At 66.0% G+C, this 26,361-nt stretch carries 25 protein-coding genes and 1 other RNA gene; 12 read left to right on the forward strand and 14 right to left on the reverse strand.

What is annotated here, in order from left to right:
- The first annotated feature begins 552 nt into the window (after positions 1–552).
- The 3 genes from HG421_RS02760 to HG421_RS02770 all read left to right on the forward strand — a co-directional run bounded on the left by HG421_RS02760 (position 553) and on the right by HG421_RS02770 (position 3,181).
- On the forward strand, positions 553–1,197 hold the full coding sequence (locus HG421_RS02760; protein WP_211161773.1) for an LLM class flavin-dependent oxidoreductase: 645 nt from the start codon (positions 553–555) through the stop codon (positions 1,195–1,197).
- Positions 1,198–1,310: 113 nt separating this feature from the next.
- Positions 1,311–2,525 carry an IS4 family transposase gene (locus HG421_RS02765; protein WP_169705005.1) on the forward strand — a complete coding sequence of 405 codons (1,215 nt, stop codon included), beginning with the start codon at positions 1,311–1,313 and terminating at the stop codon, positions 2,523–2,525.
- Between the two features lie 20 nt (positions 2,526–2,545).
- Positions 2,546–3,181, forward strand: coding sequence for an LLM class flavin-dependent oxidoreductase (locus tag HG421_RS02770; RefSeq protein ID WP_211161816.1), 636 nt, complete (start codon positions 2,546–2,548; stop codon positions 3,179–3,181).
- 166 nt (positions 3,182–3,347) lie between these two features.
- Here the strand turns inward: HG421_RS02770 and HG421_RS02775 are convergent, their stop codons facing one another.
- The 9 genes from HG421_RS02775 to HG421_RS02815 all read right to left on the reverse strand — a co-directional run bounded on the left by HG421_RS02775 (position 3,348) and on the right by HG421_RS02815 (position 12,724).
- On the reverse strand, positions 3,348–4,373 hold the full coding sequence (locus HG421_RS02775; protein WP_169705007.1) for a symmetrical bis(5'-nucleosyl)-tetraphosphatase: 1,026 nt from the start codon (positions 4,371–4,373) through the stop codon (positions 3,348–3,350).
- Positions 4,374–4,401: 28 nt separating this feature from the next.
- Positions 4,402–4,785, reverse strand: coding sequence for a Co2+/Mg2+ efflux protein ApaG (apaG, locus tag HG421_RS02780; RefSeq protein WP_169705009.1), 384 nt, complete (start codon positions 4,783–4,785; stop codon positions 4,402–4,404).
- Between the two features lie 36 nt (positions 4,786–4,821).
- A complete protein-coding gene (gene rsmA, locus HG421_RS02785; protein ID WP_169705011.1) occupies positions 4,822–5,610 on the reverse strand; it encodes a 16S rRNA (adenine(1518)-N(6)/adenine(1519)-N(6))-dimethyltransferase RsmA in 789 nt (262 codons plus the stop codon).
- Between the two features lie 116 nt (positions 5,611–5,726).
- A complete protein-coding gene (gene pdxA, locus HG421_RS02790) occupies positions 5,727–6,698 on the reverse strand; it encodes a 4-hydroxythreonine-4-phosphate dehydrogenase PdxA (protein WP_169705013.1) in 972 nt (323 codons plus the stop codon).
- Between the two features lie 4 nt (positions 6,699–6,702).
- On the reverse strand, positions 6,703–8,094 hold the full coding sequence (locus tag HG421_RS02795) for a peptidylprolyl isomerase (protein ID WP_169705015.1): 1,392 nt from the start codon (positions 8,092–8,094) through the stop codon (positions 6,703–6,705).
- Positions 8,091–10,511 (reverse strand): LPS-assembly protein LptD, encoded by a 2,421-nt coding sequence (lptD, locus tag HG421_RS02800; protein WP_169705017.1) that lies wholly within the window; start codon positions 10,509–10,511, stop codon positions 8,091–8,093. Before lptD ends, HG421_RS02795 begins: the two co-directional genes overlap by 4 nt.
- A 125-nt stretch (positions 10,512–10,636) precedes the next feature.
- The gene (locus tag HG421_RS02805) at positions 10,637–11,545 is read right to left on the reverse strand and encodes a histone deacetylase family protein (protein ID WP_169705019.1); all 909 of its coding nucleotides are present in this window, start codon (positions 11,543–11,545) and stop codon (positions 10,637–10,639) included.
- A 38-nt stretch (positions 11,546–11,583) separates the two neighbouring features.
- Positions 11,584–12,141 carry a cob(I)yrinic acid a,c-diamide adenosyltransferase gene (locus tag HG421_RS02810; RefSeq protein ID WP_169705021.1) on the reverse strand — a complete coding sequence of 186 codons (558 nt, stop codon included), beginning with the start codon at positions 12,139–12,141 and terminating at the stop codon, positions 11,584–11,586.
- A gap of 4 nt (positions 12,142–12,145) precedes the next feature.
- Entirely contained in the window at positions 12,146–12,724 is a 579-nt protein-coding gene (locus tag HG421_RS02815) for a hypothetical protein (RefSeq protein ID WP_169705023.1), read from the reverse strand.
- Positions 12,725–12,930: 206 nt separating this feature from the next.
- Here HG421_RS02815 and ubiH point away from each other — a divergent pair, with 206 nt between their 5' ends.
- The 6 genes from ubiH (at position 12,931) to HG421_RS02845 (ending at position 18,139) form a co-directional block, all read left to right on the forward strand.
- Positions 12,931–14,139, forward strand: coding sequence for a 2-octaprenyl-6-methoxyphenyl hydroxylase (gene ubiH, locus HG421_RS02820; protein WP_169705025.1), 1,209 nt, complete (start codon positions 12,931–12,933; stop codon positions 14,137–14,139).
- Complete coding sequence (locus HG421_RS02825) at positions 14,136–15,317, forward strand: UbiH/UbiF family hydroxylase (protein ID WP_169705027.1); 1,182 nt, start codon at positions 14,136–14,138, stop codon at positions 15,315–15,317. Before ubiH ends, HG421_RS02825 begins: the two co-directional genes overlap by 4 nt.
- A gap of 124 nt (positions 15,318–15,441) precedes the next feature.
- On the forward strand, positions 15,442–16,161 hold the full coding sequence (locus HG421_RS02830) for an alpha/beta fold hydrolase (RefSeq protein ID WP_169705029.1): 720 nt from the start codon (positions 15,442–15,444) through the stop codon (positions 16,159–16,161).
- An 82-nt stretch (positions 16,162–16,243) separates the two neighbouring features.
- Positions 16,244–16,672 carry a nuclear transport factor 2 family protein gene (locus HG421_RS02835; protein WP_169705031.1) on the forward strand — a complete coding sequence of 143 codons (429 nt, stop codon included), beginning with the start codon at positions 16,244–16,246 and terminating at the stop codon, positions 16,670–16,672.
- A 119-nt stretch (positions 16,673–16,791) separates the two neighbouring features.
- A complete protein-coding gene (locus tag HG421_RS02840; protein WP_169705033.1) occupies positions 16,792–17,826 on the forward strand; it encodes a SphA family protein in 1,035 nt (344 codons plus the stop codon).
- Between the two features lie 237 nt (positions 17,827–18,063).
- Positions 18,064–18,139: non-coding RNA, sX9 sRNA (locus tag HG421_RS02845), on the forward strand.
- A 3-nt stretch (positions 18,140–18,142) separates the two neighbouring features.
- Here HG421_RS02845 and HG421_RS02850 read toward each other — a convergent pair.
- Positions 18,143–18,817 carry a GntR family transcriptional regulator gene (locus HG421_RS02850; protein WP_169705034.1) on the reverse strand — a complete coding sequence of 225 codons (675 nt, stop codon included), beginning with the start codon at positions 18,815–18,817 and terminating at the stop codon, positions 18,143–18,145.
- A gap of 229 nt (positions 18,818–19,046) precedes the next feature.
- Here HG421_RS02850 and HG421_RS02855 point away from each other — a divergent pair, with 229 nt between their 5' ends.
- The 3 genes from HG421_RS02855 (at position 19,047) to HG421_RS02865 (ending at position 21,381) form a co-directional block, all read left to right on the forward strand.
- A complete protein-coding gene (locus tag HG421_RS02855) occupies positions 19,047–19,943 on the forward strand; it encodes a gallate dioxygenase (RefSeq protein ID WP_169705036.1) in 897 nt (298 codons plus the stop codon).
- Between the two features lie 10 nt (positions 19,944–19,953).
- A complete protein-coding gene (locus tag HG421_RS02860; protein WP_064508575.1) occupies positions 19,954–20,313 on the forward strand; it encodes a protocatechuate 3,4-dioxygenase in 360 nt (119 codons plus the stop codon).
- 66 nt (positions 20,314–20,379) lie between these two features.
- Positions 20,380–21,381, forward strand: a complete 1,002-nt coding sequence (locus HG421_RS02865) for a LysR substrate-binding domain-containing protein (protein WP_169705038.1) — start codon at positions 20,380–20,382, stop codon at positions 21,379–21,381.
- Positions 21,382–21,766: 385 nt separating this feature from the next.
- Here HG421_RS02865 and HG421_RS02870 read toward each other — a convergent pair whose 3' ends face one another.
- From HG421_RS02870 to HG421_RS02885, 4 genes are all read right to left on the reverse strand, one after another.
- Positions 21,767–23,245, reverse strand: a complete 1,479-nt coding sequence (locus tag HG421_RS02870) for an AMP-binding protein (RefSeq protein WP_169705040.1) — start codon at positions 23,243–23,245, stop codon at positions 21,767–21,769.
- Positions 23,246–23,451: 206 nt separating this feature from the next.
- Positions 23,452–24,921: an aldehyde dehydrogenase gene (locus HG421_RS02875; RefSeq protein WP_169705042.1), complete on the reverse strand. Its 1,470-nt coding sequence runs from the start codon at positions 24,919–24,921 to the stop codon at positions 23,452–23,454.
- Positions 24,922–25,002: 81 nt separating this feature from the next.
- A complete protein-coding gene (locus tag HG421_RS02880; RefSeq protein ID WP_169705044.1) occupies positions 25,003–25,830 on the reverse strand; it encodes a p-hydroxycinnamoyl CoA hydratase/lyase in 828 nt (275 codons plus the stop codon).
- A 32-nt stretch (positions 25,831–25,862) separates the two neighbouring features.
- Positions 25,863–26,336 carry a MarR family winged helix-turn-helix transcriptional regulator gene (locus HG421_RS02885; protein WP_169705046.1) on the reverse strand — a complete coding sequence of 158 codons (474 nt, stop codon included), beginning with the start codon at positions 26,334–26,336 and terminating at the stop codon, positions 25,863–25,865.
- Positions 26,337–26,361 lie beyond the last annotated feature (25 nt).

The following is a 26,361-nucleotide window of genomic DNA, read 5'->3' on the forward strand; positions in this document are numbered from 1 at the left end:
GCGATGCAGTGCAATGGCAAAGCACCATCGGGAATGACATGCGCTTAGCAGATTTGAGAATGAGCTAATGAAAATGCAGAAAACAGCCGGTTTTGAGCGGTTTTCTTCGCGATCCTCATGGTGTGGCGGGCATGAGGATAGAGCGCGCAGAGATAAGCGCGGCAGAACTGTTTACAGGGAAGCAATGGATCAACAGATTGTGCGTTTTCCTGGAGCAGTATGTTCAGTTGGAGCCGTGCGCATGGCGAATCAGGTGAGCGCAGTTGTTCGTTTCAATACATATTGGTGGTTGTGGGTGGCCGTGCGCGGCCTTGATGGTGAGACTTTCAAGATTGGATGCCCGTTCGAGTCAATACGCACGGCCGTGCGCAGATCGCCGATCCCAGCGCGGTATCGCGCAGATGCGCTGCGTTTGCGTAGCGCCATAGGTTGCATCGCTACGCTGCGTCGGATCAGTCGCGGCGGAATCAAGGTTCTTCCAAGGCACGCAATCGTCGCCAGCGAAGTGCGGACCGCAGAGTGGGAATCTGGATATATCGCGCAGGGATAAGCATGGCACGCGATGTGCGTTGTCTGCGATGCGGTGACGTGCATGCGTGCGCTGCAATCGCACTGCGCGATATGCGCGCGACAGCCGTGAAGGAGATCGGTCGCACGCGGCTCGCCGAGCAGCACCGTCTTCCCAGAGGTCCATCCCTGATCCTTGCAGGAGTTTCCAATGAGCCATTTATCCAATGCCGCGCCGCTGACCTTCGCCTACTGGGTTCCCAACGTCAGCGCGGGCTGGTTGTCAGCACGATCGAACAGCGGACCGACTGGAGCCTGGAGTACAACGTGCGGCTTGCGCAGGCCGCCGAGCACGCCGGCTTCGATTACGCGCTGACCCAGATCCGCTTTACCGCCGGCTATGGCGCCGAGCATCAGCATGAGTCGGTGTCCTTCAGTCAGGCCTTGCTGCATGCCACCTCACGCCTGAAGGTGTTGGCGGCCATCCTGCCCGGTCCCTGGACACCGGCGGTGGTGGCCAAGCAGATCGCCACCATCGACCACATCAGCAGCGGACGCATCGCAATCAATGTGGTCAGCGGCTGGTTCAAGGGCGAGTTTGTTGCCATCGGCGAGCCGTGGCTGGAACACGACGAGCGCTATCGGCGCTCCCGGGAATTCATCCAGGTACTGAAGGGGATCTGGACCTGAGGTATCCCCACATTTCTTCCTGTGAGATCAAGCACTTGGTGCGCCAGGATGTGGAAGAAGGTGCGCGCATGGGGCACGCTTCAAGGTGACTAAGCCAGAGAAGAGTGCCAACCATGCGCGCCAGCGAAGTATTGCAGAAGTGCCTGTCCAACTCACTCTCCGGGATGCATGCATTACGCCAGCGCGCCTTGCTGCGCGCGGTTGAAGCGCTGGTGCACGGAGGCCGGCTGACACTGATCGACATCGCACGCGCGTGGCCTGGGGCGACGCGCGTACGTGCGCCCCTCAAGGCATGCGACCGCCTGCTGTGCAATCGCACGTTGTACGCCGAGCGGTCCGTGATCGAGCGAGACATGGCGCATTGGCTGCTGCGCGGAGCGCAGGCGGTGATCGTGATCGATTGGCGCGATCTGAAGCCGGACAAGTCGTGGTGCCCGCTGCGCGCCGCCGTGCCGGTCGGCGGGCGCACGCTCACCTTGCTGGACATGGTTGTCCCGGGAAAAGAGCAAGGCTCGCCCGGGGCAGAGAAGCGTTTTTTGCAACAACTGCGCGCACTGATTCCAGACGATGTGTGTCCGATCCTGGTCACGGACGCCGGATTCCGCACGCCATGGTTTCGCGCGGTGTCGGCGATGGGCTGGGATTGGGTCGGGCGCCTGCGCGGACATACGCAGGTCAAGCCGCAAGACGTGCCCGGTGATGCAACGCAATGGACCGATAGCCGACGCCTGCATGCGCTGGCGTCCAACCAAGCACACGAATTACCACCGATGCAGGCCAATCGCAGCGATCCGCTCGATTGCCGCCTGGTGCTCTACGCCAAGACACCGCAGGGACGGCAGCAACGCAATCGACGCTCACCGGCCAAGGTTTCGCGCGCCTCATCGAGTTTGAAAGCAGCAGCGCGTGAGCGCGAGCCATGGCTGATTGTTGCCTCCCCGCAGTTACACGCACCCAGCGCGAAGCAATTGGTCAACCTGTATGCACGACGGATGCAGATCGAGCTGGCATTTCGGGATCTGAAGTCGCATCGCTACGGCCACGCGATGGAAGACAGCCTGACCCGTCGAGGCAAGCGGCTGCAGATCCTGTTGTTGCTCAACACGCTGGCCACCTTTGCCAGCTGGCTGACAGGACTGGGCTGCGAAGCCACGGGCATCGCCCAATGGCTATCGCCACGCAACAGCACACGCAAGCTCTACTCGACACTGCGCGTCGGCCGCGAGGCGTTGGTCAGGCGCTGGCCGATGGAACCGGTCTCACGCTGGCTGGAACGCTTGCGCACATTGCCTGACGCAGTGCGCGAGCAGATGACGCTGGTGCTTTAAAAACGTGGGGATACCTAAGGATCTGGACCCAGGACGCCTTCAGCTTCCATGGCGATTTCTATCGTTTCAACAACTACACCCTCAGCCCCAAGCCGCTGCAGAAGCCGCATCCGGAGATCTTTCAAGCAGGCAGTTCGCGCGCGGCGCGCGACAACGCGGCAAGCGTGTCGGACTGGTATTTCACCAATGGCAACACGCCCGAGCAGTTACGCGTGCAGATTCAGGATCTGCAGACCAAGGCGGCCGCCAATGGACATACCGTTCGCGTAGGCGTCAACGCCTTCGTGATCGCGTGCGAGACCGAGCAGGAGGCCCAGGCGGTGCTGCAGGAAATCATCGCGCATGCGCACGTCGACGCGGTCGAGACGTGCGCCGATGCTGCGCGGCAGGCAGGCCAGGCGTCGCCGGAGGGCGAGGGCAATTGGGCCACTTCCACCTTCGAGGATCTGGTGCAATACAACGACGGTTTCCGCACCAACCTGATCGGCACGCCGCAGCAGATCGCCGAACGCATCCTCGCCCTGCAGGAAGTGGGCGTGGATCTGGTGCTGTGCGGCTTCCTGCACTTTATCGAAGAGGTGGAATATTTCGGACGCGAAGTGCTGCCGCGCGTGCGTGCGCTGGAGGCGCAGCGCGCGGAGTCGGCGCTGGCCTGATCCGCGCTGCCATGCCGCCGGCTTGAAGCGGCTGACGGCACGTAACGGGCAGTGGTCAGTTGGATGTGGACGGCGTGATCGGAACCGGAACGCAAGAGTGGCCCCTGCCGCTTCCGAGCGCCGTGCGTGCCTGCCTGGCGGCGGCGCAGTCGCTTGTGAGTGGCGCTTACTCGGCTGCCGGGCCGGTTGGGCCTGCCGCAGCGGCGCCGGGCTCGCCGTCAGTGGGCGCGGCGGCGCCCTTGCCATTGGCACTGCCGCCGCCACCTGCACCACCACCGCCGTTTCCGCCACGTTCTCGGCCACGTCCGCGTGGGCGGCCCTGGCCTTCGCGCGGACGCCGGGGGGCGTGCACGGCCGGTGTCGCCGGGGCGGTCACTTCACGTCCCGGGACCTGCACCACGCGCAGTGCGTCGGTGTCCAGCTGCAGCGCGGTGAGCTTGCCGCCCCAGACCGCGCCGGTGTCGATGGCGTGCACACCCTGGGTAATCGTCAGCCCCAGTGCCGACCAGTGTCCGCAGACGATCTTCAGATCGCGCTCGACCCGGCCCGGAACTTCGAACCACGGGTACAGCCCCTGTGCCTGCGTGCCCGGCGTGCCCTTGTCTTCGGTGGCGATCCGCCCGCGCGGTGTGCAATAACGCATGCGCGTGAACAGGTTGATGATGGCGCGACTGCGTTCGTAGCCGCTCAGGCCCGGCGACCAGCCGGGCTGGTCGCCGTACATGTTGCGCAGCAGCTTGCGGTAGCCGCCGCCCTGCAATTGCTGCTCGACCTCGCGCGCATGCTTCTCGGCCATCTGCGTGGTCCATTTCGGTGCCAGCCCGGCATGGATCATCATCCAGCCCAGCGTGCGGTCCACGTGTGCCAGCTTCTGCATGCGCAGCCAGTCCAGCAGCACGTCGCGGTCCTCGGCCAGCACGATGCGCTGCAGGTCCGGATTGACCTTGCGCTGCTCCTCTTCCGAGCGCGCCCCGATCGCCAGCAGCGACAGGTCATGATTGCCCAACACCACCACGCTGTGCGCGCGCAGCGAATGCACCAGCCGCAGCGTTTCCAGCGATTGCCCGCCGCGGTTGACCAGGTCCCCGCAGAACCACAGCGTGTCCTGTGCCGGGTCGAAGTTGATCTTCTCCAGCAATCGCTGGGTAATGTCGTAGCACCCTTGCAGGTCGCCAATTGCCCAGACGCTCATCGCGTGCGCTCCATCAGTCCAGCAGTCATCAGTGCAGCGTCCTGGGTACGCTCAGCACGAAGGCGGCGATCGGGGCGGTGAATTCGGTGCCATCGTCGGCCACCATGTCGTAGTGGCCTTGCATCTGGCCCTGCTCGGTCTCCAGCAGCACGCCGGAGGTGTAATGAAACGCTTCGCCGGGGCGTAGCCAGGGCTGCTCGCCGACCACGCCTTCGCCATCGACCTGCTCGGTGCGGCCGTTGGCGTCGGTGATGGTCCAGTGGCGGGCGATCAGGCGCGCAGGCACGGCACCCGCGTTGTGGATGCGGATGCTGTAGGCGAAGGCATAGCGGCCTTCTTCCGGTGTCGATTGCTGGGCAAGGAAGCGTGGCGACACCTCGACCTCGACCCGATAGCGTGGATCATCGTGCATGCGAAAATTCTAGATAAACCGGTGTGGGAGCGGCGCTCACGCCAGCTGGACATTGGCCAGCCGGATGAAATCGGCCACCTCGAGTTGTTCGGCGCGGGCGTCCGGACGCACGCCTGCGGCCTCGAAATGCGCGGGTTCGCAGACGGTGGACAAGGCATTGCGCAGGGTCTTGCGACGCTGCCCGAAGCCGGCGCGCACCACATCGGCAAAGCGGCGGCGGTCGTTGATCATCACCGTGGCCGCATCGCGCGGCACCAGCCGCACCACGGCCGAGTCCACCTTTGGCGGCGGCCGGAACGCGCCCGGCGGCACCACGAACAGCGCGCTGACCTCGCAGTAGGCCTGCAACATCACGCTGAGCCGGCCGTAGACCTTGCTGCCCGGGCCGGCGGCCATGCGGTCGACCACTTCCTTCTGCAGCATGAAGTGCATGTCGGCCACGGCGCTGGCGTGGTCCAGCGCATGGAACAGGATCGGCGAGGAAATGTTGTAGGGCAGGTTGCCGACCAGGCGGATCGGGCTGCCATTGGCCAGCGCGGTGAAGTCCACGCTCAGCACGTCGCGGTGGATGATGCTCAGTTCGCCGATCGGTGCGGCGGCTTCGGTCAGCGGGGCGATCAGATCGCGATCGAACTCGATCACGGTCAACGCACCATGCTTGCGCAGCAGCGGGAAGGTGATGGCGCCCTGGCCGGGGCCGATTTCGACCAGATGCTGGCCGGTGCGCGGGTCCACCGCCTGGACGATCCGGTCGATGTAATACCGGTCGGCAAGAAAGTGCTGGCCGAGCGACTTCTTGGCCGGTGCGCTGAAGGAAGAATTCATCCGCGCAGTTTAACGGAGCCGGCGGCTGCACGCGGTGTCGGTGCCCGCGGTGCGGCGTGCGGCAAGGGCGAGTCAGGCCGTGCGCCACCGCTGTGGCGTGCCGCCGCGCGGCTCGCTCAGCGGCGCGCCGCCAGTCGTGCGCACAGCGCGGTTGCCGCCATCAGGCTGGACGGGTCGGCAATGCCGCGCCCGGCCAGTTCCAGCGCGGTGCCATGGTCCACTGCCACGCGGGGGTAGGGCAGGCCCAGCGTGATGTTGACCGCCTGTTCGAAGCCGCTGTACTTGAGCACCGGCAGGCCCTGGTCGTGGTACATCGCCACCACCGCATCGACGCCGCTCAGTTTCTGCGGCAGGAAGGCGGTATCTGCCGGCAACGGGCCAATCAGGTGCAGGCCTTCGCCGCGTAACTGCTCCAGCAGCGGAATGATGACGTCCAGTTCCTCGCGCCCCAGGTGGCCGTCCTCGCCCGCATGCGGGTTGAGCCCGAGCACGGCGAGTCGTGGCGCCGGCAGGCCGAAGTCGCGCTGGAGCGCAGCGTGGGTGATGCGCAGGCACTGCGCCAGCGCCTGGGCGGTGATCGCATCGGCCACCGCGCGCAACGGCAGGTGGGTGGTGACCAGGGCGACGCGCACGATGTGGTTGGCCAGCATCATCACCACCGGGCAGCCGGCCTGCTCGGCCAGCAACTCGGTGGTGCCGGTATAGGCGATGCCGCCGGCGTTGATGACCGCCTTGTGCACCGGTCCGGTCACGATGCCCTGCAGGCGGCCGGCCAGGCAGTCGCCAGCAGCGGTGCGCAGGCCGGCGATCACCGCCGCGGCATTGGCCGGGTCCGGGGTGCCGAAGCGGGTCGGGGCGGCCTGGCGAATCGGGAACAGCGGCAGGTCGCCGGGTGCCCGTGCGGGCTGGTCGGGATCGAGCAGCCGCACAGACAACGACAGCGCCTGTGCGGCGCTGTGCAAGGTATCCGGATCGGCATAGGCGATCAGGTGGGCATCCGAGCGCGGCCGTTGGGCCAGCCGGACGCACAGCTCCGGCCCGATCCCGGCCGGCTCGCCTGGCACCAGCGCGAGCGACGGGACCTGCATGACCTCAGCGCGCCGGCTGTGCCGGCGGCGGGGTCGGTGCAGCCGGTTCTGCAGGCTTGGTCGGTTCGGCGGTGGCATTGCCGTCGGCGCGATCGCCGGTGCGGTAGCTCACATAGGCTTCGCCGCGCAGTTCCTGCAGGTAGCGGTTGTATTCCTCTTCCAGCTTGCGACGGCCGATCGTTTCGCGGATCTGGGCGCGCTGGTTCTCGGCACTGACGTCGGTCTGGCGGCTGCCGACGCGCTGCACGATATGCCAGCCAGCCTGGGTGCGGAACGGCTCGGACACCCCGCCGTCGGCCAGGCTTTCGACCTGCTTGCCGAAGTCCGGGCCGAAGGCATCGGCCGGGAACCAGCCCAGGTCGCCACCCTGCCCGCGGCTATTGGTATCTTCGGACGCTTCCTTGGCGGTTGCCTGGAAATCGGCGCCGCCGACGATGCGCGCGCGCAGCGTGTCGATCTTGGCCTTGGCCTGCGCTTCGGTCTGGTTGTCGCCGACGCGGATCAGGATGTGCCGGGCGTTGTACTCGGTGACCATCTTCTTTTCGCCGCCGGCATTGGCGTCACGCATTTCCACCAGCTTGAGCAACTGGAAACCGCTGGGGCCACGCAACGGGCCGGCGACCTGGCCGGGCTGCATGTCGCGGATCAGCTGGGCGAAGGCATTGGGAATTTCGTCCAGGCTGCGCCAGCCCAGGTCGCCGCCTTCCAACGCGTTCGGGCTGTCCGAATAACGCACCGCTGCGGCCGAGAAATCCAGCTCGCCCTTGTCGATCAAGGCCTTGACGCCGTCGACCTTCTTCTGGCCGGTGGCGATCTGGTCGGCGGTCGCGCCTTCTGGCAGGCCTATCAGAATGTGCGCCAGGTGATATTGGCTGCCGGTGGTGGCCTGCTGGGCCAGGGCGCTGTCCACTTCGCCTTCGCTCACGCTGATGCGGCTCTGCGCGAAGCTCTGACGCAGGCGCTGCACGATGATTTCATCGCGTACCGAAGCGCGGAAATCGCCGAAGGCCATGCCGTCGGCGGCCAGCTTCTGGCGCAGGCCATCCACGCTGGTGCCGTTCTGCTGGGCGATGCTGGCGATGGCGCGGTTGAGTTCCTCGTCGCTGACGCGGATGCCACTGCCCTCGGCACGGCCGACCTGCAACTTGACCAGGACCAGGCGCTCGAGCACCTGCCGCTGCAGGACATCGTCCGGCGGCAGCTGGTTCTCGCGGCCGGCGTACTGCGACTTGACGTTGCGCACAGCGCGATCGAGCTCGCTCTGCAGCACCACGTCTTCGTCCACGATGGCGGCGATCCGATCCAGCGGCTGGGATTGCTGCGCCGATGCCAGCGGCGAGATCGTGCTGGTGATCACCAGCAGCGAGGCAAGAACAACGGAGAAAGGCTTGGTCATGGAATCAGGTTCGGATCGTAATCGTCCGGATTGGTCGTAGTGTTGCTGGGCGGGACCAGGTACAGGTCGTCGCGGTAATAGCCGAGAATAGCACGGCGCAAAGTGCGGTCCGTGTTCTGGCCAAACGAGCTCAAGCCCTTGAGGACGAACTCGAACTGGATGGAGTTGTCCATCTCGCCATCGCGGTTGCGCACGAACCGGCGCACCAGCGCACGTACCGCCAGGCAGCAGCTATCCCACTGCACGCCGCCGATGATCTCCAACGGCTTGCGATCCAGCAGCGAGTAGTAGTAGCGGCCCACCGCGCTCCAGGTCGGGTTGATCGGGTACAGGAAGGAGAAGTCGGCCTGCTTGAGCTGGTCGCTGTCGTCGATCAGGTTACGGCGGTAGCGATAGGCCAGATTGACGATGCCGTCGTTGCCCAGCAGGTAACGCGTGCGCAGGCTGGCCAGATCCTCCTTGCGCGAGTTCGGGTTCCACTGGTAGGTGGCGCCCATCGACCAGCGGTCATTGATGGAGTAGTTGGCATCGGCCACCCAGGCGGACTTGCCCTGCTCGATCGGCCGCTCGCTGTTGGCGGCGGAGTTGTTGATCGTGACCAGCGAGTCGTTGAAATACAGGATCTGGCCAGCGCTCAGCGACAGCTTCTCCCGTCCATTGTCCTGGCGCAGCCAGCGCGAGGTCACCGCCAGGGTCAGCTGGTTGGCATCGTTCTGGCGGTCGGCGCCGGTATAGCGGCTGTCGCGGAACAACTGGCCATAGCTGAAGGTGAACGGACGCGTATCGAACACCGGCAGATCGTCCTGGTCGCGGTACGGCACGTACAGGTAGTACAGACGCGGTTCCAGGGTGTTCAGATAGTTGGTGCCGAATACCGTGGTTTCGCGATCGAAATACACGCCGGCATCCAGCGAGGTGATCGGCAGGCTGCGCGTGGGCGTGCGGTTGCCGGTGAGCGGCGCGGTATTGGCGGTCGTGGAATCCAGCTGATACGCCGTGTATCGCCAAGCCACGGTGGGCGTCAGGAACCAGGACGCACCGGATAATGGCATCGAGACATACGGCTTCAGATCCAGGCGCGAGCCGCTTCCATAGTCCCGGTTGCGGATGTTGGTGCGCACATAATCGTCGCCTCTGTTGTCGTCGTTGCCAGCGTTCGGAATGAAGTCCACCCGGTAGGAATCGTCGTGCGTGAACCGCACTGCCTCGGCATACACCCCGGCTTCGAAGATGCCGAAGGGTTTCTCCCAGGTGAAATACGCGCGCGGCTGGCGATTATAGGGAAGCGCCGTTTCATCCAACGTGTAGTCGCTGAGCTGCCAGCGGTCGGCCATCAGGCCGGCAGTCCACGTCTCGCCGGTGCCGTAGATGCCCACGGTGCTCTGCAGGCTGGACGCCGAGCCCATGCCGTTCACGCGGCTGGTGAAGTCTTCCACATAGCGCGTGTCGCTGACCCAGGAGATGCTGCTGCGCGCCTGCCAGTGGCTGTCGATGTTGTGGTAGCCGCTGTAGAAGACACTGCCACGGTCCTTGTCGCGCAACTTGTCGCTGGGCAGGTAGTTGCCGGTGATCTCGCCGCGGCCGCCTTCGTACAGATAGCGGAACTCGGTGCCGAACATGAAACCGCGCTTGCTCATGTAGCGCGGCAACAAGGTGGCATCGTAGTTAGGCGCCAGGTTGAGATAGATCGGCTGCAGGTAGTCGAAGCCATTACGGCCCGACAGGCCGAACTGCGGAAACAGCAGGCCGGTCTGGCGGCGGTCGTCGATCGGGAACTTGAACCACGGAAAGTACAGCACCGGCACCTTGCCGACCTGCAGCACCGCGTTGCGCGCGGTGCCGAAGCCTTCCTCGTTGTCCACATCGATTTCCGGCGCACGCACGCGCCAGATCGGCTGCGAGGGATCGCAGGTGGTGTAGGTCGAGCGATGCATCTGGCCGACCTGGCCCTGCAGGTCCACCGATTCGGCGCCACCGTTGCCGCGTCGGTCCACCAGCTGGTACTGGATGTTGGTGACCTTGTGGCTGTCGGTATCCTGGTTGCCCTCGGCGCGATCGGCGACCATGCGGAAGGAGGTGTCCTGGTAACGGACATTGCCCTCGGCGATGTAGTCGCCGGTTTCGGTGTCCATGCGCAGGCTGTCCGCGCCCAGGAACTGGTCGCCACGCTTGAGCGCGACGTTGCCCTGGTACTGCGGGGTGGTGTTGGTGCCGGACAGCTGGTCGCCTTCGATGTCGGTCGGCAGCTGCTGGCGCATCTCGGCCGCCTTGGGGTCGGCAGCGGGAGCGCCGTCGAAGCCTGGTAGCGGGTCCACGGCCGGGCACAATCCCCAGTTCAACGGCTTGTCGGCAGCCATGGCCGGGAGGCAGATGGCGATGCTCAAGGGCAGGGGCAGCAGGCGGAGAGCTCGGCGCACGCGTGGTTCAACCAATAAAATGGCGACTAGCTTGCCGTATACCCCGCATAGGGGCAATGAAGAGCGTCGGTGAGGGGCGGGCGAGGTTCATCGCCAGCATGCAGACGGCCGGTGCCAACCGGCGGTCAGCGCAGTGCGGCCACGTGGGCCACGCTGCTCTCGCGCAGTGCCTGCAGGTCGTAGCCGCCTTCCAGCATGGAGACCACGCGGCCGCGTGCATGGCGGTCGGCCAGGGTGCGCAGGGCGGCGGTCAGCCAGGCGAAATCGTCGTCGTCCAGCATCAGGTCGGCCAGCGGGTCGCGCAGATGGGCGTCGAAGCCGGCCGAGATCAGGATCAGTTGCGGACGAAACGCATCGATCAGCGGCAGCATGTCGTCCTCCCAGACATTGCGGAAGCGCAGCCCGTCGCTGCCCGGCGGCAACAGCAGATTGTGGACATTGCCGACGCCGCGCTCGTGGACGCTGCCCGAATGCGGGTACAGCCCGGACTGGTGGGTGCTGAGGTACTGCACGGCGGGGTCGCGTTCGAAGATCGCCTGGGTGCCGTTGCCGTGGTGCACGTCGAAATCGACGATGGTGATGCGTTCCAGGCCATGCCGGTCGCGGGCATGGGCGGCGGCCACGGCGATGTTGTTGAACAGGCAAAAGCCCATCGACACCTGCGCGGTGGCGTGGTGGCCAGGCGGGCGGACCGCGCAGAAGGCAGTGCGGGTCTGGTCCTGCATCACCGCATCCACTGCCGCGATGCCGGCACCGGCCGCGCGCAGGGCGGCTGCGCGCGAGGCCGGCACCATGCGGGTGTCCACGTCCAGCTGGCGGTAGCCGGTGAAGGGGGTTTCCAGCACGGCGTCGACCTGTTCGCGCTCGTGCACGCGGCACAGGTCGCCGAGCTTGGCCAGCGGCGCCTCGCGCCAGTCCAGGTCGGGGAAGGCGGCGCGCAACGCATCGACCACCGCTTCCAGGCGGGCAGGACTCTCGGGGTGCTCAGGGCCGGCGTCGTGGCCGAGGCAGGCGGGGTGGGTAAAGACCAGCATGGGGCAACTCTAGCCTCTCCGCGGCGCCGGGCACATGCTCACGCGCGACGGCGGTCGTGCCGCCACAGCACTTCCTGCTGGCCATCGACACGGGCCAGTACCCGCGCCAGCACGAACAGCAGGTCGGACAAGCGATTGAGGTAGCCGATCGCCTCGCTGCGCACCGGTTCCTGGCGCGACAGGGCGACGGTTTCGCGCTCGGCCCGGCGCACGATGGTGCGGGCCAGGTGGCAGCGTGCGGCCGCCTCGCCACCGGCCGGCAGGATGAATTCCTGCAGCGGCGGCAAGCTGTCGTTGAAGTGATCCAGCTGCTGCTCCAGGGCCTGGATGTCGGACGCCGTCATGACCGCATGCCCGGGGATGCAGAGTTCACCGCCCAGATCGAACAGCTGGTGCTGCACGGTGGTCAGCAGCTCGGCGATCGGGGTCGGGACACCGGGGGCCGCCAGCAGCACCCCAATGGCCGAATTGGCTTCGTCCACGGTGCCGTAGGCGTTGACGCGCAAGGCATCCTTGCCGGTACGGCTGCCATCGCCCAGCCCGGTGCTGCCATCGTCGCCGGTGCGCGTATAGATACGAGAAAGACGGTTGCCCATGATCTCAGCCGGCGTGGGTCTGGCGCGGTGGAGCAATCACGCGCTCGGCCACGACCTGGACAAGTGCCGCCGCAGCCACGTACAGCGCAGCGCTGCGCAGGTACGGGCCGAGCCAGTCGGTGTAGTTCTTGAACCAGCCGGCCAGAGTAGGTTCGCTCACGCTGGCGCTGATCCAGTAGAAACTGCCCTGGGCGATCAGCTGGCACAGCGCCACGGCGATCAGCAGAGTGGCAACCAGCCAGGCCAACGCGCTCCACTGCGCACCGTGGTAATGCCGACGCAGCCAGACGCCGCCGGCCCACAGCGCGAAATAGGCCGGGATCAGGCACCAGTACGCTGGCGACACGCAGTAGTGCTGCCAGAAGCTCATGCCCTGGCCGGTGATGACCAGCCAGTCCACCGCGACCGCCAGCCCCATCAATAGCGGGAATGCCAGCCGGGTGCGCGCCGCCAGATGGAATCCGCCGATGAAGAACACCGCCCACGACGCATCCGGCACCGGGGCGAAATGGTTGATCCGCGTGGCCGCCATCAGCACGGCCAGCAGGCTCAGGATCCAGGTGTCGTGCGAGCGAGGCGTCATGTGCGAGAAGGGCCGGGTTGCAGATCGTGGAGTGTAGCGTGGAAGCCGACGTGCCCGCGCCGCGGTCTGGCCCGCGCCGGGCTGGGCAGCGGGCTGGGCGGGCGCAAGACCGGCACCGACTGCGGCGACGCGCGCACCGGCGGACGCGGCAAGATGTCCCACGCAGCGGCGCCATCGGGCCAGGGGCGAGGGCTTATCATGGCCGGATGACACATCCACATGACGTTCTGATCGTTGGCGGCGGCCTGGTCGGCTCCAGCCTGGCGATCGCACTGGACCGCCTTGGCCTGGATGTCGGGCTGGTCGAAGCCACCCCGGCCGGCACGCCGCCGGCGGTGTTCGACCAACGCAACCTGAGCTTTGCCGCGGCCACCGTCAACGCGCTCGGCGTGCTGGGGGTGATGGCCAAGCTGCGTGGCCCGCCCGGCCCGATCCGGCGCATCCATGTCAGCCGCGCCGGCGATTTCGGCCGCGTGCGGCTGGACGCCGCCGACTATGGCCGCGACAGCTTCGGCCAGGTGGTGGTGGCGCGCGACTTCGGCGACGCCTTGCAGGCACGCCTGGACGAAACCACCGGCGTGCGCCGCTACCGCCCGGCGCGCTGCATCGGCGTGGAGCCGGTACAGGACGGCATGCGCGCGGTACGCCTGGCAACCGCCGATGGCGAACAGCGCGTCCTGGCCAGGCTGGTGGTCGGCGCCGACGGCAGCCACAGCGCGGTGCGCGAGCTGCTGCACATCGGTAGCGACGCGCAGGATTTCCTGCAGACCCTGTTCGTGGCGCGCGTGCGCGCCTCCCGGCCGCCGGACGGCACCGCCTGGGAGCGCTTTGGCGAACATGGGCCCACCGCCCTGTTGCCGCGGGGCGACCGCCATTACGGCGCCATCCACTGCGTGGCGCGTGCCGAGGCCGAGGCGGTGGCCGCGCTCGACGACGCCGGCTGGCTGGCACGGTTGCAGCGCGCTGCCGGCTGGCGCGCCGGGCGCTTTGTCGCCACTGGCGAACGCAGCGCGTATCCCTTGGTGCAGGTACTGGCGAACGATTTGATCGCCGAACGCGTGGTGCTGCTGGGCAATGCGGCGCAGACGCTGCACCCCATCGGCGCGCAAGGGTTCAACCTGGGCCTGCGCGACGCGCTGACGCTGGCCGAACTGATCGAGCGCGACCGCAGCGATGCCGGCGCCAGTGCCTTGCTGACCGCGTATCTGGCGCGCCGTCGCGTGGATCGCGAACAGACCATCGCGTTCTCCAGTGGCCTGGCACGCCTGACCGGCAACCCGGCGCCGTTGTTGCGGCCGTTGCGCAGCCTGGGGTTGCTGGCGACCTCGCAGGCCGCGCCGCTGCAGTCGATGCTGGTCGGCGGGGCGATGGGCTTCCGCGGCGAAGTGCCGCAACTGTGCCGGGGGATCGCATGAGCCGGCGCCCTGCACGCGATGCGGTGATCGTCGGCGGCGGCGTGGTCGGTGCGGCCTGCGCGTTGGCACTGGCCGATGCCGGCTTGCAGGTGGCGCTGGTGGAAGGGCGCGAGCCGGCACGCTGGCAGGCCGAGCAGCCCGATCTGCGAGTCTATGCATTCGCGGCCGACAACGCCGCGTTGCTGGATGGTCTTGGCGTATGGAGCGCAGTACGCGCAGCGCGCGCGCAGCCGTATCGGCGCATGCGGGTGTGGGATGCCGGCGGTGGCGGCGAGCTGGGGTTCGATGCCGACACGCTGGGACGCGAACAGCTGGGCTGGATCGTCGAACACGCGCTGCTGGTGGACCGCCTGTGGGCCGCCGTGCACATGGCGGGAATCGATGTGCACTGCCCGGCGCGGGTCGTCGAACTGGAGCAGGACGCCGGCAGCGTGCGGCTGCGCCTGGACGATGGCAGCCGGCTGGAAGCGGCGATCGCCATCGCCGCCGACGGCGCATCGTCCACGCTGCGCGAGTTGACCGGGTTTGCGGTCTCGCGGCACGCCTACGCGCAACGCGGTGTGGTTGCTTTCGTGGAAACCGGGCAGCCGCACCAGTCCACTGCCTGGCAGCGCTTTCTGACCACCGGGCCGCTGGCATTCCTGCCGTTTGTCGATGGCCGTAGCTCGATCGTGTGGACCCTGCCCGATGCCGAGGCCGAGCGCGTGCTCGCACTGGACGATCTGGCGTTCTCGCGCGAACTCACCCAGGCCTTCGGCAAGCGCCTTGGCGAGGTGCGCGTGGTCTCTGCACGCGCTGCATTCCCGCTGCAGCGGCAGTTGGTGGAGCGCTACGTCAGTGGCCGTGTGCTGACCCTGGGCGATGCCGCGCATGTGGTGCATCCCCTGGCCGGCCAGGGTGTCAACCTGGGCCTGCGCGACGTCAATGCGTTGCGCGATGCAGTGCGGGCAGCGCTCGCCAAACGTGCCGACTGGGCAGCGCCGCACCGCCTGCAGCGCTGGGCGCGCACCCGGCGTAGCGAGAACACCGTTGCCGCCTATGGCTTCGATGCAATCAATAGCGTGTTTTCCAACGATGACATGCACCTGACCCTGCTGCGCGGGTCCGTGCTCGGGCTGGCCGGCAGGCTTCCGCCGCTGGTGGAGCTGTTGTGGAAGCGCGCCTCCGGTAGCGCGTAACCGAGCCCACGGTTGCCGGCTGTGCGCGCGGAGCGTGCGGGCGCGTTTTTCTATGTCTAAAAACTTATAGCGAAGGCAGCATCTTCCATACGACGGATGCTGCCGGCCTAGCTACAGTCGATGCATGACCTCGCTTACGCATCCGCCCAAGCCCACCGTGCTGCTGCTTTGTGGCCTGCTCTGCGATGCCACCATCTGGCAGCCGCAGCATGAAGGGCTGGGTGATCTGGCCGACGTGCAGGTGCTGGATTTCGCCGGTTTCGACAACATCGCGCAGATGGCCGCCCATGCACTGGCTCTTGCGCCGCCGCGGTTCGCGCTGGCCGGGCATTCGATGGGGGGGCGGGTCGCGTTGGACATCATGCGCCAGGCGCCCGAGCGGGTCACCCAGCTGGCCCTGCTCGACACCGGTACCGCGCCGCGCCGCGAGGGCGAACGCGAGGAGCGCCAGGCACTGGTGGACCTGGCCCAGACCCAGGGCATGCAGGCGCTTGCGCTGACCTGGCTGCCGCCGATGCTGCACCCGGCGCGCATTGCCGATACCAGCCTCATGGAACGCCTGGTTGCGATGGTGCGGCGGCAAAGCGCGCAGAGCTTCGCCGGCCAGGTCACCGCCTTGCTGGAGCGTCCGGATGCCGTGCCGGTGCTGGCGCAGATCCGCTGCCCCACCTTGCTGGGCGTTGGACGCCAGGATGCCTGGAGCCCGTTGGCAAGGCATCAGGACATGGCGCGGCAGATTCCGGGCGCCCGCCTGGTGGTGTTCGAAGACAGCGGGCATATGGCGCCGGTGGAGGCACCGGTCGCGGTGACTGCAGCGTTGCGCGACTGGTTGCAGGCCGCGTAAGCGGTGTCGCGCCTGGCCCCGCATCAAGGCTGTGGCCTCGCCATCAACGTTGCGCGGTGTGTGACACATTCAAGGAGGCTGCATGCACGACGACACATCGATCATCATTGCCTGCGAGCAGCTGATCCGGCGGTTCGCGCTCTACAACGATCGGCATGACCACGACGGTCTTGCGGCTTTGTTCACGGTCGATGGCGTGTTCGCGCGCCCCAGCGCACCCGATGCGCCGGTGCACGGGCGCGAGGCAATCCTGCAGGCGTTTCGCGCGCGTCCACCGCGCACCACCTGCCACCTGATGCTCAATACCCTGGTCACCATCCAATCGCCGACGCTGGCGCACGCGCACAGCAACGTGCTGCTTTACACCGCCGGCGAAACCTCTGCGGCGCCGCCATGGGCCGCGCAGTCGCCGGCCCTGCTTGGCAGTTTCGATGATGTGCTGGTTTTCGATGAGGAGCGCTGGCTGTTCAAGCAGCGGCTTGGATCGTTGCTGCTGCAGATCGGCACCTGAGCCGACACCGATAGATCGCACCAAGCGGTGCAGCCGTTTGGCATGCAGCGTTGTCGTCCCGCTTTCTCCCCCACGCCGCGCCCGCTGTCATCCATCCTTCCGCATTGGAGAGTCGCCTAGTGGAATGCGTCCGTTTATCCGCTCATTGTCGTTCGGTGTTGCTGCGCGCGGTGTCGCGTCGGCAACGGTCGTGGATCGTCTGCGCCACGCTCGCCGCGATGTTGCCAGGCACGGCAATGGCGCAGGCCGTGCCGGAAACGGTGGCGCCGCCGCAAGGCATCAACGTAGGGGGCACCAGTTTCATGGACGGGTTTGGATCGTTGACGCCTGGCTGGACCGTCGTCGCATATCCGCGCCACTACAATTTCAACGCGATCAAGGACGCCAGCGGCAACGATTCGCCTGCGTTCCGCGATCCGAACGTCGACGTCAGCGTGCTGCTGACGCAGCTGATCTATGTCACGCCCTATACCTGGAAAAGCGCGTCGTTGAGCTTCAATGCCATCGTGCCGCTGGTCAACTACGACACCTCCTTCGCCGCCGACAGTCCCGTGCGGCTGAGCAGCAACGGGTTTGGGATGGGCGATATTTCATTCGGGCCTGCGCTGCAGTTTCCACCGGTGATGCGCAACGGCCGCGTGTTGTTCTTTCAGCGGTTCGCCATCGACGCCTTTGCGCCAGTTGGCAAGTTCGATCGCGATACCGCGATCAACCAGAGCACTGGGTTCTGGTCGGTCGCGCCGCACTGGGCATTCACTGTGCAACCCAGCGACAACTGGGAGGTCAGCGGGCGCCTGAATTACCTGTACAACTTCCGGACCAGTCGCGCTGGCGGCGTGCCGCCCATTCCGGGCTTCCGTTTCCGCAACGGGCAGGCCGGCGACGTGCTCTGGCTCAACTTCGCCTCGTCATTGAAGATCAACGAGCAGTGGCGGGTGGGTCTGAACGGCTACTACCTGCAGCAACTGAAGGACAACCGCACCAACGACCAGCGCGTGCCGGACAGCAAGCGCAGGCAGCTCTATATCGGGCCGGGCCTGTCATGGCGCATGAACGAAAAGAACCTGTTCAACTTCAATGTCTACCTGCCGGTGGATGTGGAAAATTCGGTCGCCGGCAATAACTTCAACCTGATGTTCGTGCATTCGTTGTAGGGATCCTGCCTGCCACGCGCGGCGCCTGCGATGAGTGGCCGTGTGTGGTGGGCAGGTTACCGCTGCTGCTGCCCGCCGCAGCGTGCGGGGCAGGCAGCTGTTCACCAGTTCGCACGTGGCGCTTGTGCAGTGCCGCAGGGGTGACTGGAGGCTGGCGCCAAGGCTGTCCCGATTAAGAGCGGCTAACAAACCTACTACGCAGCCGTCAGGCGGGCGCGGTCGGTGCTCGGAATCGGCATGTACCACTCGTACACTCCGGTTCCTGCGCGCCGTCCACACCCACCTGACGACTGCTCGCTACGTTCTGTTAGCCGCCCTAAATCCCCATGCTGTGTCGCTGGGTGTGGGCGTGTTCGCGGAACAGCAGCTCTGCGCGCGCGCCATCGCGTTGTTCGATCGCCGAGACGATCGCCCCATGTTGCCGGTGCCCGTAATACAGATCGTTGTAGGCCACGGTGGCCGAGCGCTGGCCGAAGACCACATGGGCCGGGCTGACGAACGGCACCACCGTGCAGCGATTCACGGTCTCGGTGAGGATCGGCTTGTTGGCCGCAATCACGATGGTCCGATGGAAACGGGCGTTCATCGCTGCATAGGTCTGTTCGTCGCTGGCGTCGAGGCTGCGCTTGGCGAACAGCCGGTCGCCTTCGCCAAGACAGGCATGCAGGGTGGCGAGCACCTCGGTCGATGCCCCCTGTTCGGCCACCGTGCGCGCTGCCAGGCCTTCCATCAGGGCGCGTACGGCCAGGGCGTCCAGGCTCTCCTGCTGGCTGAAGCGGCGTACCGCGTAGCCACGGTTGCCCGTCTGCGCCAGCAGTCCTTCCTGGCACAGCGCGGGCAGCGCCTGGCGGATGGGCGTGCGCGAAATGGCCAGACGTTCGGCCAGCGCCGCCTCGGTGATGCGTTCGCCCGGGGCGAATGTGCCGCACAGGATCAATTCGCGTAATTGCTGAACTGCTTGCAATCGGTGGTTGTTCGCCATTGGCTCCATTCTCTCGCGCCGTACCGCAGCGCATGTTTCTTCCAGAGGGAAAACTCGCAATCACCTGCATAAAAACCTTGCGGATGAGCGCGCTTGGTGGCAATTTGGATCCCAAGGATACCGTTTTAGCGGTCGGTAGTTGGTGATCGTCCCTCGTTGGGATCCATTGCAGTGGATCCCGGCTCAATCAAAGACGTGCGCTGGGCCTGCTGGCCGAGGTACGTCGCAGGAGCGCAGCATGGCAAGCATCATCGGCGGCATCGGGACTTCGCACGTTCCCACCATCGGGGTGGCCTATGACAAGGGCAAGCAGCAGGATCCGATATGGAAACCGCTGTTCGACGGCTACACGCCGGTCGCTGCCTGGCTCGCGGAACAGCGGGCCGACGTGCTGGTCTTTTTCTATAACGACCACTGCACCACGTTCTTCTTCGATCTGTATCCGACCTTCGCCCTGGGCGTGGGTGAGCGCTTCCCGGTGGCCGACGAGGGCGCCGGGTTGCGCAACCTGCCGCCGATCCGCGGCGATGTCCAGCTGCAGGCGCATATCGCCGAATGCCTGGTCAACGACGAATTCGACCTGACCGTGTTCCAGGACAAGCCGATCGACCATGGCTGCGCCGCACCGCTGCCGTTGCTGTGGCCACATGTGCCGGACTGGCCGGGCACGGTGGTCCCGATCGCCATCAATGTCCTGCAATATCCGCTGCCGACCGCGCGCCGCTGTTACCGGCTGGGCCAGGCCGTGCGCCGGGCGATCGAATCGTATCCGCAGGATCTCAGGGTGGTGGTGGTCGGTACCGGCGGTCTGTCGCATCAGATCCATGGCGAGCGCACCGGTTTCAACAATACCGAGTGGGACATGGAATTCCTGGATCGCTTCCAGCATGCCCCGGAAACGCTGACCGATCTTACCCATACCGACTATGTGCGCCTGGGTGGGGCCGAAAGCGTGGAGCAGATCATGTGGCTGGCCATGCGCGGCGCGCTGGAGGGGCCGATCCGCAAACTGCACCAGAACTACTACCTGATGACGACCACCGCGATGACCGTGGTGCTGTACGAGCCTGGCATCGAGTCCGCCGATGCGCCGCGCTCGGCCGAGCTGCTGGCACGCACCACCAACGCGGCATGAGGAGAGGCAGATGAATCCGCAAGTACACGGGATGGAGAAGATCGACGGCACCTACGTGTTCGATCTGCGCACCAGCAACCGCGCGCTGCGCCTCAATCGCTTTTTCTGGCACATGATCCGGGCGCCATGGCGCGACCGCTTCCTGCAGGACGCGGAAACCTTGATGCAGGAAGCCGAACTCACCGAGCACGAAAAGGAATTGATCCGGGCGCGCGACTGGCTCGGCTTGGTGCAGTATGGCGCCAATTTCTTTGTGATCGAAAAGTTTGCCCGCGTGGTGCGTATGACCAATCTCCAGGTCTACGCCATCATGCGCGGCGAATCCTTCGAAGCATTCATGCAGACGCGGCGGGTTCCCGAGGCGCGCTGAGCTGCGCGCCCTGGCTGTGTCGGTCCGGGCGCGGTATTCCGATTTCCCAACGTAAGGCCCACCCCCATGACCATGTCCTCCGTGTTCTTCGAGCACCGCATCAAGGTCCGGCATCTACGTGTCATCGAGGCGCTGGACCGGCAAAAAAGCCTGCTCCGCGCCTCACGCGTCTTGAATGTCACCCAGCCTGCGCTCACGCGCGCCCTGCAGGAGATCGAGGAGATCGTCGGCGCGCCCCTGTTCGAACGTCATTCGCGTGGCGTGCGGCCCAATGCAATGGGTGAAGTGCTGGTGCAGACTGCGCACGTGGTGCTGGGCCAACTGCGCCGTGCGCAGGACACCTTCGAAGGCCTGCTGCAGGACGATGCGCTCACGATCACCGTGGGCGCGCTGCCGGTGGCAGCAAGCGGCTTGCTGCCTGCAGTGCTGGCCGCGCTCTACCGCGCCGAACCCACGCTGCGCGTGCGCCTGCTGCATGGACGCACCGATGAGCTGCTGCCCAAGCTGGCCGGTAATGAAGTCGACCTGGTGGTGGGGCGGCTCTATCCGCTGGCCCGCTACGACGCGTTGACCCGCAAGGTGTTGTACCAGGATCCGATTGCGCTGGTGGCGCGTAGCGACCACCCGCTGTTTGCCAATGGCCCGGTGCGCATTGCCGAGGCGGCGGCATACCGGCAGGTGCTGCCGACATTGAGCCAGCACGTGGAGCGTGACGTGGCACAGGTCATGCGCGAACACGGGCTGGCCACGCGCGACCAGCTGCGTTCCAGCTCGGCCAGTTTTACCCGTGAGATCCTGCTGGGCACCGATAGCATCGCAGTGATGCCGAGCATGATGGTGGCCGGCGACATCGCACGTGGCGAGTTGCGTGCGTTCCAGCTGCAGCAACCCTCGCAGGCGCGTGCCGGTGGGGTGATCTACCGCGACAGCAGCGCCATCCACAAGCCGGGCGTGCGCCTGCTGATGCGCGAGCTGGAGCATCAACTGGCGCTGATGGCCGAGCAGGGCGCGGTGTGGGTGGACAACCAGGTTGGCGAAGACGACATCCTGCTGGATGCATCTGCGTAAGCGGCGGTAGCGCTTGCCGTGTCAGTGGAGCAATGCGTCCCTGGCCGGCATGGAGTGCGGTGGCGTCAGCATGCGGTGTCCCTCCGACTGCAATAGCGCTTCGCGGCGCGTGCGGATCACGCTGACGCACGGCAAAGGGCGCCTGTCCTAGCCCGGGGCGTCGCTCCGCCGCGATGTCAGGCCGCATCCAGGCATCGTCGTAGACCGCAACGGACACCGTCTGCTGCCAAACCGCACCAAGCCGTGCTGCGACGTATCGGGAATCGTCCTGTATCGGCTGGCGCGACAGGGTGCTTGGCACTGCGATGGCTCGAGCCACCGTTGCAGTTTGAAGCAAGCGTGGGCAACGATGTGCCTGCCCACGCTTGCCGACCCGGTGCTGCGGCTATGATCCAGTCGCCAGCGCATCCTTCAGGCGCGCCTTCTGCAGTTTGCCGGTGGTAGTACGCGGCAATGCCTCGACGATCCGCAGGTGTTTGGGCACCTTGTACTTGGCCAAACGCTCGATCAGATAGCTACGAATCTGCTCCAGATCCGGTGCTTCGTCGGCCGGCACGATCGCCAGGTAGCCCACCTCGCCCCATTGCGGATCGGCCATGCCGACCACGGCGCATTCGCGGATCTGCGGGTGATCGACCAGCAGGGCCTCGATCTCGGCGGGATAGACGTTTTCACCGCCGGAAATGAACATGTCCTTCTTGCGATCGACGACCCAGAAGAAGCCATCGGCATCGCGCTTGACGATATCGCCGGTGCGGAACCAGCCTTGCGCATCGCGCATCTCGGCGGTTGCCTGCGGGTCGCGCCAATATCCCGGGCTGAGATTGGGGCCGCGCAGCAACAACTCGCCGGGCGTGCCCGGCGGACACTCGTTTCCGTTGCCATCCACGATCCGCGTCTGTACCGTCGGCGATGAAATACCGGCCGCACCGAGTTTGCTGCGGATCACCTCGCAGTCCACCGACATACCGAACACCGTGCCGGCCTCGCTCATGCCGAAGCCGCATACCATCGGGATGCCGTCTTCCAGCCAGCCCAGCAGATCGTCGCTGGCATGCGGCGCACCACCGCTGACCAGCGCGGTGAGGTGGCGCAACGCGGCAGGATCGAAGCCGGGCTGGGTACGGAAGGCCTGCATCATCTGCGGCACGCCAACGTAGTGGGTGATCCCCAGCGAGGGATTGCCGAGCCAGCCGAGGGTGCGCGTGGGCTCGAAGCCGCTGGAGACCTGGATCGAACCGCCTACCGCGAGCACCGGGCGCACATTGGTGGCCAGGCCGATGATGTGGAACATCGGTGCTTCGCACAAAAAACTACTTCCCGCATCCACACGCGTGGTGACGCCGAAGTTGTGCGCCACCTGCTGCAGGTTCTGCTCGCTCAGCATCACGCCCTTGGGCTGGCCGGAGGTGCCCGAGGTAAACAGGATCAGGCTGATGCGTTCGGGCGGGATGTAAGGCGTTTCGGCTGGCGTGAGCGCGCCGGCGCTGTCGATGAAATCGGACAATGTCTCCACCTGCGCGCGTCCGGCGGCCACGTCGTCGCCCAGCAGCAGGCGTGGTTCTGCGCGTTGCAGCAGGGCGTCCAGTTCGCTGGCGCTCAGCCGCCAGTTCAGCGGGACATAGATCGCGCCCACCCGCCCACAGGCGAAGTGCAGTGCCACCTGCCAGACCGAGTTGCGTGCAATCACGGCGAGCCGTTCGCCGTCGACACAGCCGCGTGTCTGCAGCAAGGTGGCCAGACGGCCGATCAGGTCATCGAGTTCGGCATAGGTCCATTCCTGCTCCAGCAGCAGGTCGCGGGCGGCAAGCCGTCGTGGCGTGAGTCGTGCATGGAACGAGATCGAGTCGGTCGGCATGGTCATGACACTGTCTTCCGAAAGCGAAGTGGGGAGTGACGGTGGTGAGTGCGACGGTGATGGCAGAAGGGTTGCTCGCACGCCGGAATCGGCGGCGATGGTTCATGTGATACGTTGCGGTCGATCGGCAGCAGGCATCGGTCGATGCGTGTCACACCGCAACGCATCGCGCCTGCGTGCACGCGTTGGCAACGCGACCGGTCTGCAGCGGGCTAGCTGAGATAGACGGTCTTGGTCTCGAGAAACGCATGCAGCCCTTCGACGCCGCCTTCGCGGCCGATTCCCGAGTGTTTGAAGCCGCCGAACGGCATGTCGATATCCACCCACATGCCATTGATCGAATGGCTGCCGCTGCGCACGCGACGCGCGATGCGATACGCGCGGTCGATATCTTCGCCATAGACGGTGCCGTGCAGGCCGTAGTCGCTGGCATTGGCCTTGGCGATCAGGTCGGCCTCGTCGTGATAGTCGATGAAGCTCACCACCGGGCCGAAGATTTCTTCGCGGGCGATGGTCATGTCCGGCGTGACGTCGGCAAATACCGTCGGTTCGATGAAGAACCCGCGTGACAGGTGCGCCGGGCGACCACCGCCCATGACCAGGCGCGCGCCTTCGGCGCTGCCCTTGGCGATATAGGACTGCACGCGCTCCAGCTGCCTGCCCAGCGCCAGCGGACCCATGCCGGTGTCGGCAGCGAACGGGTCGCCCAGCTTGAGTGCTGCCAGGGCCGCGCAATACGCTTGCAGGATCTCTTCGCGGCGCTGCGCCGGCACCAGCACACGGGTCAGCGAATAACACACCTGGCCGGTGATGGGCATCGAGTAGGGCACCAGGCTGGGCAACACCTTGGCAAGATCGGCGTCCTCGAGCACGATGGCAGCCGACTTGCCGCCCAGCTCCAGGCCGCAGCGCGCCAGGCGCTGCGCGCAGGCAACGCCGATCTGTCGTCCTGCCTGGGTGGACCCGGTAAAGCTGACCTTGTCCACCAGCGGGTGACCGATCAACTGTTCGCCGACCTCGCGACCGCCCGGCACCAGGTTGAACACGCCATCGGGCACGCCTGCGGCACTGATGCACTCGGCCAGGAGATAGGCGTCGATCGGCGTTTCCGGCGAGGGCTTGGCCACCACCGTGCAGCCGGCGGCCAGCGCTGCGGCGACCTTGTAGCAAAGCAGGACCAGCGGTGCATTCCACGGCGTGATCGCCGCAACCACGCCCACCGGCTCCTGCACCACGTGCACCAGGCCGCCGTTGACGCGTGCGCGCGATTCGACGAATGGGTGGCTGGCGATCAGATCGCCGTAGTATTCGAACAGGCCTGGGGCCTGCTGCGAGGCGCGACGACTGAAACCGATGGTGGCGCCGACCTGGCCGGTCCAGGCTTCGGCCAGCTCCGGCAGGCGTGCGCGTAGCTGCTCGGCGACGCGTTTGAGCACGGCTCCGCGCTCGGCAGGCGACAGCTGCGGCCAGGGGCCGCGATCGAAGGCATGATGCGCGGCAGCCACGGCAGCCTCGACATCAGTGGGCGACGGCTCGGTATAGCGCAGCAGGCGCTCTTCGGTATGCGGGGCGATCACATCGACAACGCGATCACCACTGCTGGCGCGCCATTGGCCGTCGATGAACAGGCCATTGGGTCCACGTGCAGCGATGCCGCTCAGCGTAACGGATAAGGCTTCCATACTCCCTCCTCGGTGCAGAAAACCACTGGCAGCGCCAGCGATGCGTGGGTGCACGCATCGCGTGAAGCGCGGCGAAAGGACTCAGGTGCGGGTCTTGGTCAGGTCGTATTCGCCCAGGCCGGGCTTGTAGCTCTTCTCGTCGATGAATTGGCGGATGCCTTCCTTGCGCGCGTTGTCGTCGAAGGAATTGGCTGCTTCCTGCATGCGCACCAGGTAATCCTCGGCCTCGTCGTAGGTCATGGTGCTCACGCGGCGGACGGCATCCTTGGCGTACTTCAGCGCCACCGGATTCTTGCGCAGGAGCAACTCGGCCACCTCGCGGGTGCGCGCTTCCAGGCGCTCCAGCGGCACGCTTTCGTTCACCAGACGCCATTGCGCGGCCTTCTTGCCGTCGATCGTTTCGCCGGTCAGCGTCATCCACATCGCATCGCGCATCGACAACAGTTCTACCGCGACCTTGGTCACGCCGCCGCCGGGCAGGATGCCCCAGTTGATTTCCGACAGGCCGAACTGCGCCTCATCGGCGGCAATGGCCAGGTCGCAGGCGAACAGCGGGCCGAAACCGCCACCGAAGCACCAGCCGTTGACCATCGCGATGGTCGGCTTCTGGTACCAGCGCAGGCGACGGAACCAGCCATAGGATTCGCGTTGCGAGCGGCGCACGCCACGCAGGCCCTGCGCTTCGGTCTCGCGGAAGTATTCCTTCAGGTCCATGCCGGCCGACCACGCCGTGCCTTCGCCACCCAGCACCAGCACACCGACGTTGTCGTCGAATTCCAGTTCGTCCAGCACGTCCATCATGCGGCGGTTGAGCGTCGGGCTCATTGCATTGCGCTTGTCGGGGCGAGCGAACTTCACCCAGGCGATGCGGTTTTCGATGCGAACCGATACCACGTCATGCTCGTTCAAGCGGCGTCTCCTTCAAGTCGGGGCTATGGGAATCAGAACTCTTCGGCCAGCGCAGCGTCTGCAACGGTGGACCGTTCCAGGGTGGCGCTAGCGTTCAATTTGCACAGCAGGCGTAGCAGGGTCTGCTGCTCGCCGGGCTGCAGGCCGGTGCAGGTGCGCTCGACGGCACGTGCAAGGCAGCCTTGCGCCACGTCCAGCGTGCGTTGGCCATGTTCGGTCAGATACAGGCCCTTGCTGCGTCGGTCGCGGCCGGCCAGGCGCTCGATCAGGCCCTGCTCTGCCAGCGCATTGGCGATCTTCATGCCGGCGGCACGGTTGACCAGCAGACGGTTGCCGAGTTCGGTCTGATCGCAGCCGGGCTGGTCGCGGATGTGGATCAGCGCGGTGACGCGGGCGGGTGTGAGGTGAAGGTCGGCCAGTTCCTGGCGCGCGGCGTGACTGGACGCCAGTGCGGCCAGTTGCAATTGGTAGCCGAGGTCTGCGGCAAGTGCCAGGCGAGCGGTCATCGATCTGTCCAGATTGTATCCGTTA

Source organism: Xanthomonas campestris pv. badrii, assembly GCF_012848175.1.
Lineage (GTDB): Bacteria > Pseudomonadota > Gammaproteobacteria > Xanthomonadales > Xanthomonadaceae > Xanthomonas > Xanthomonas campestris_C.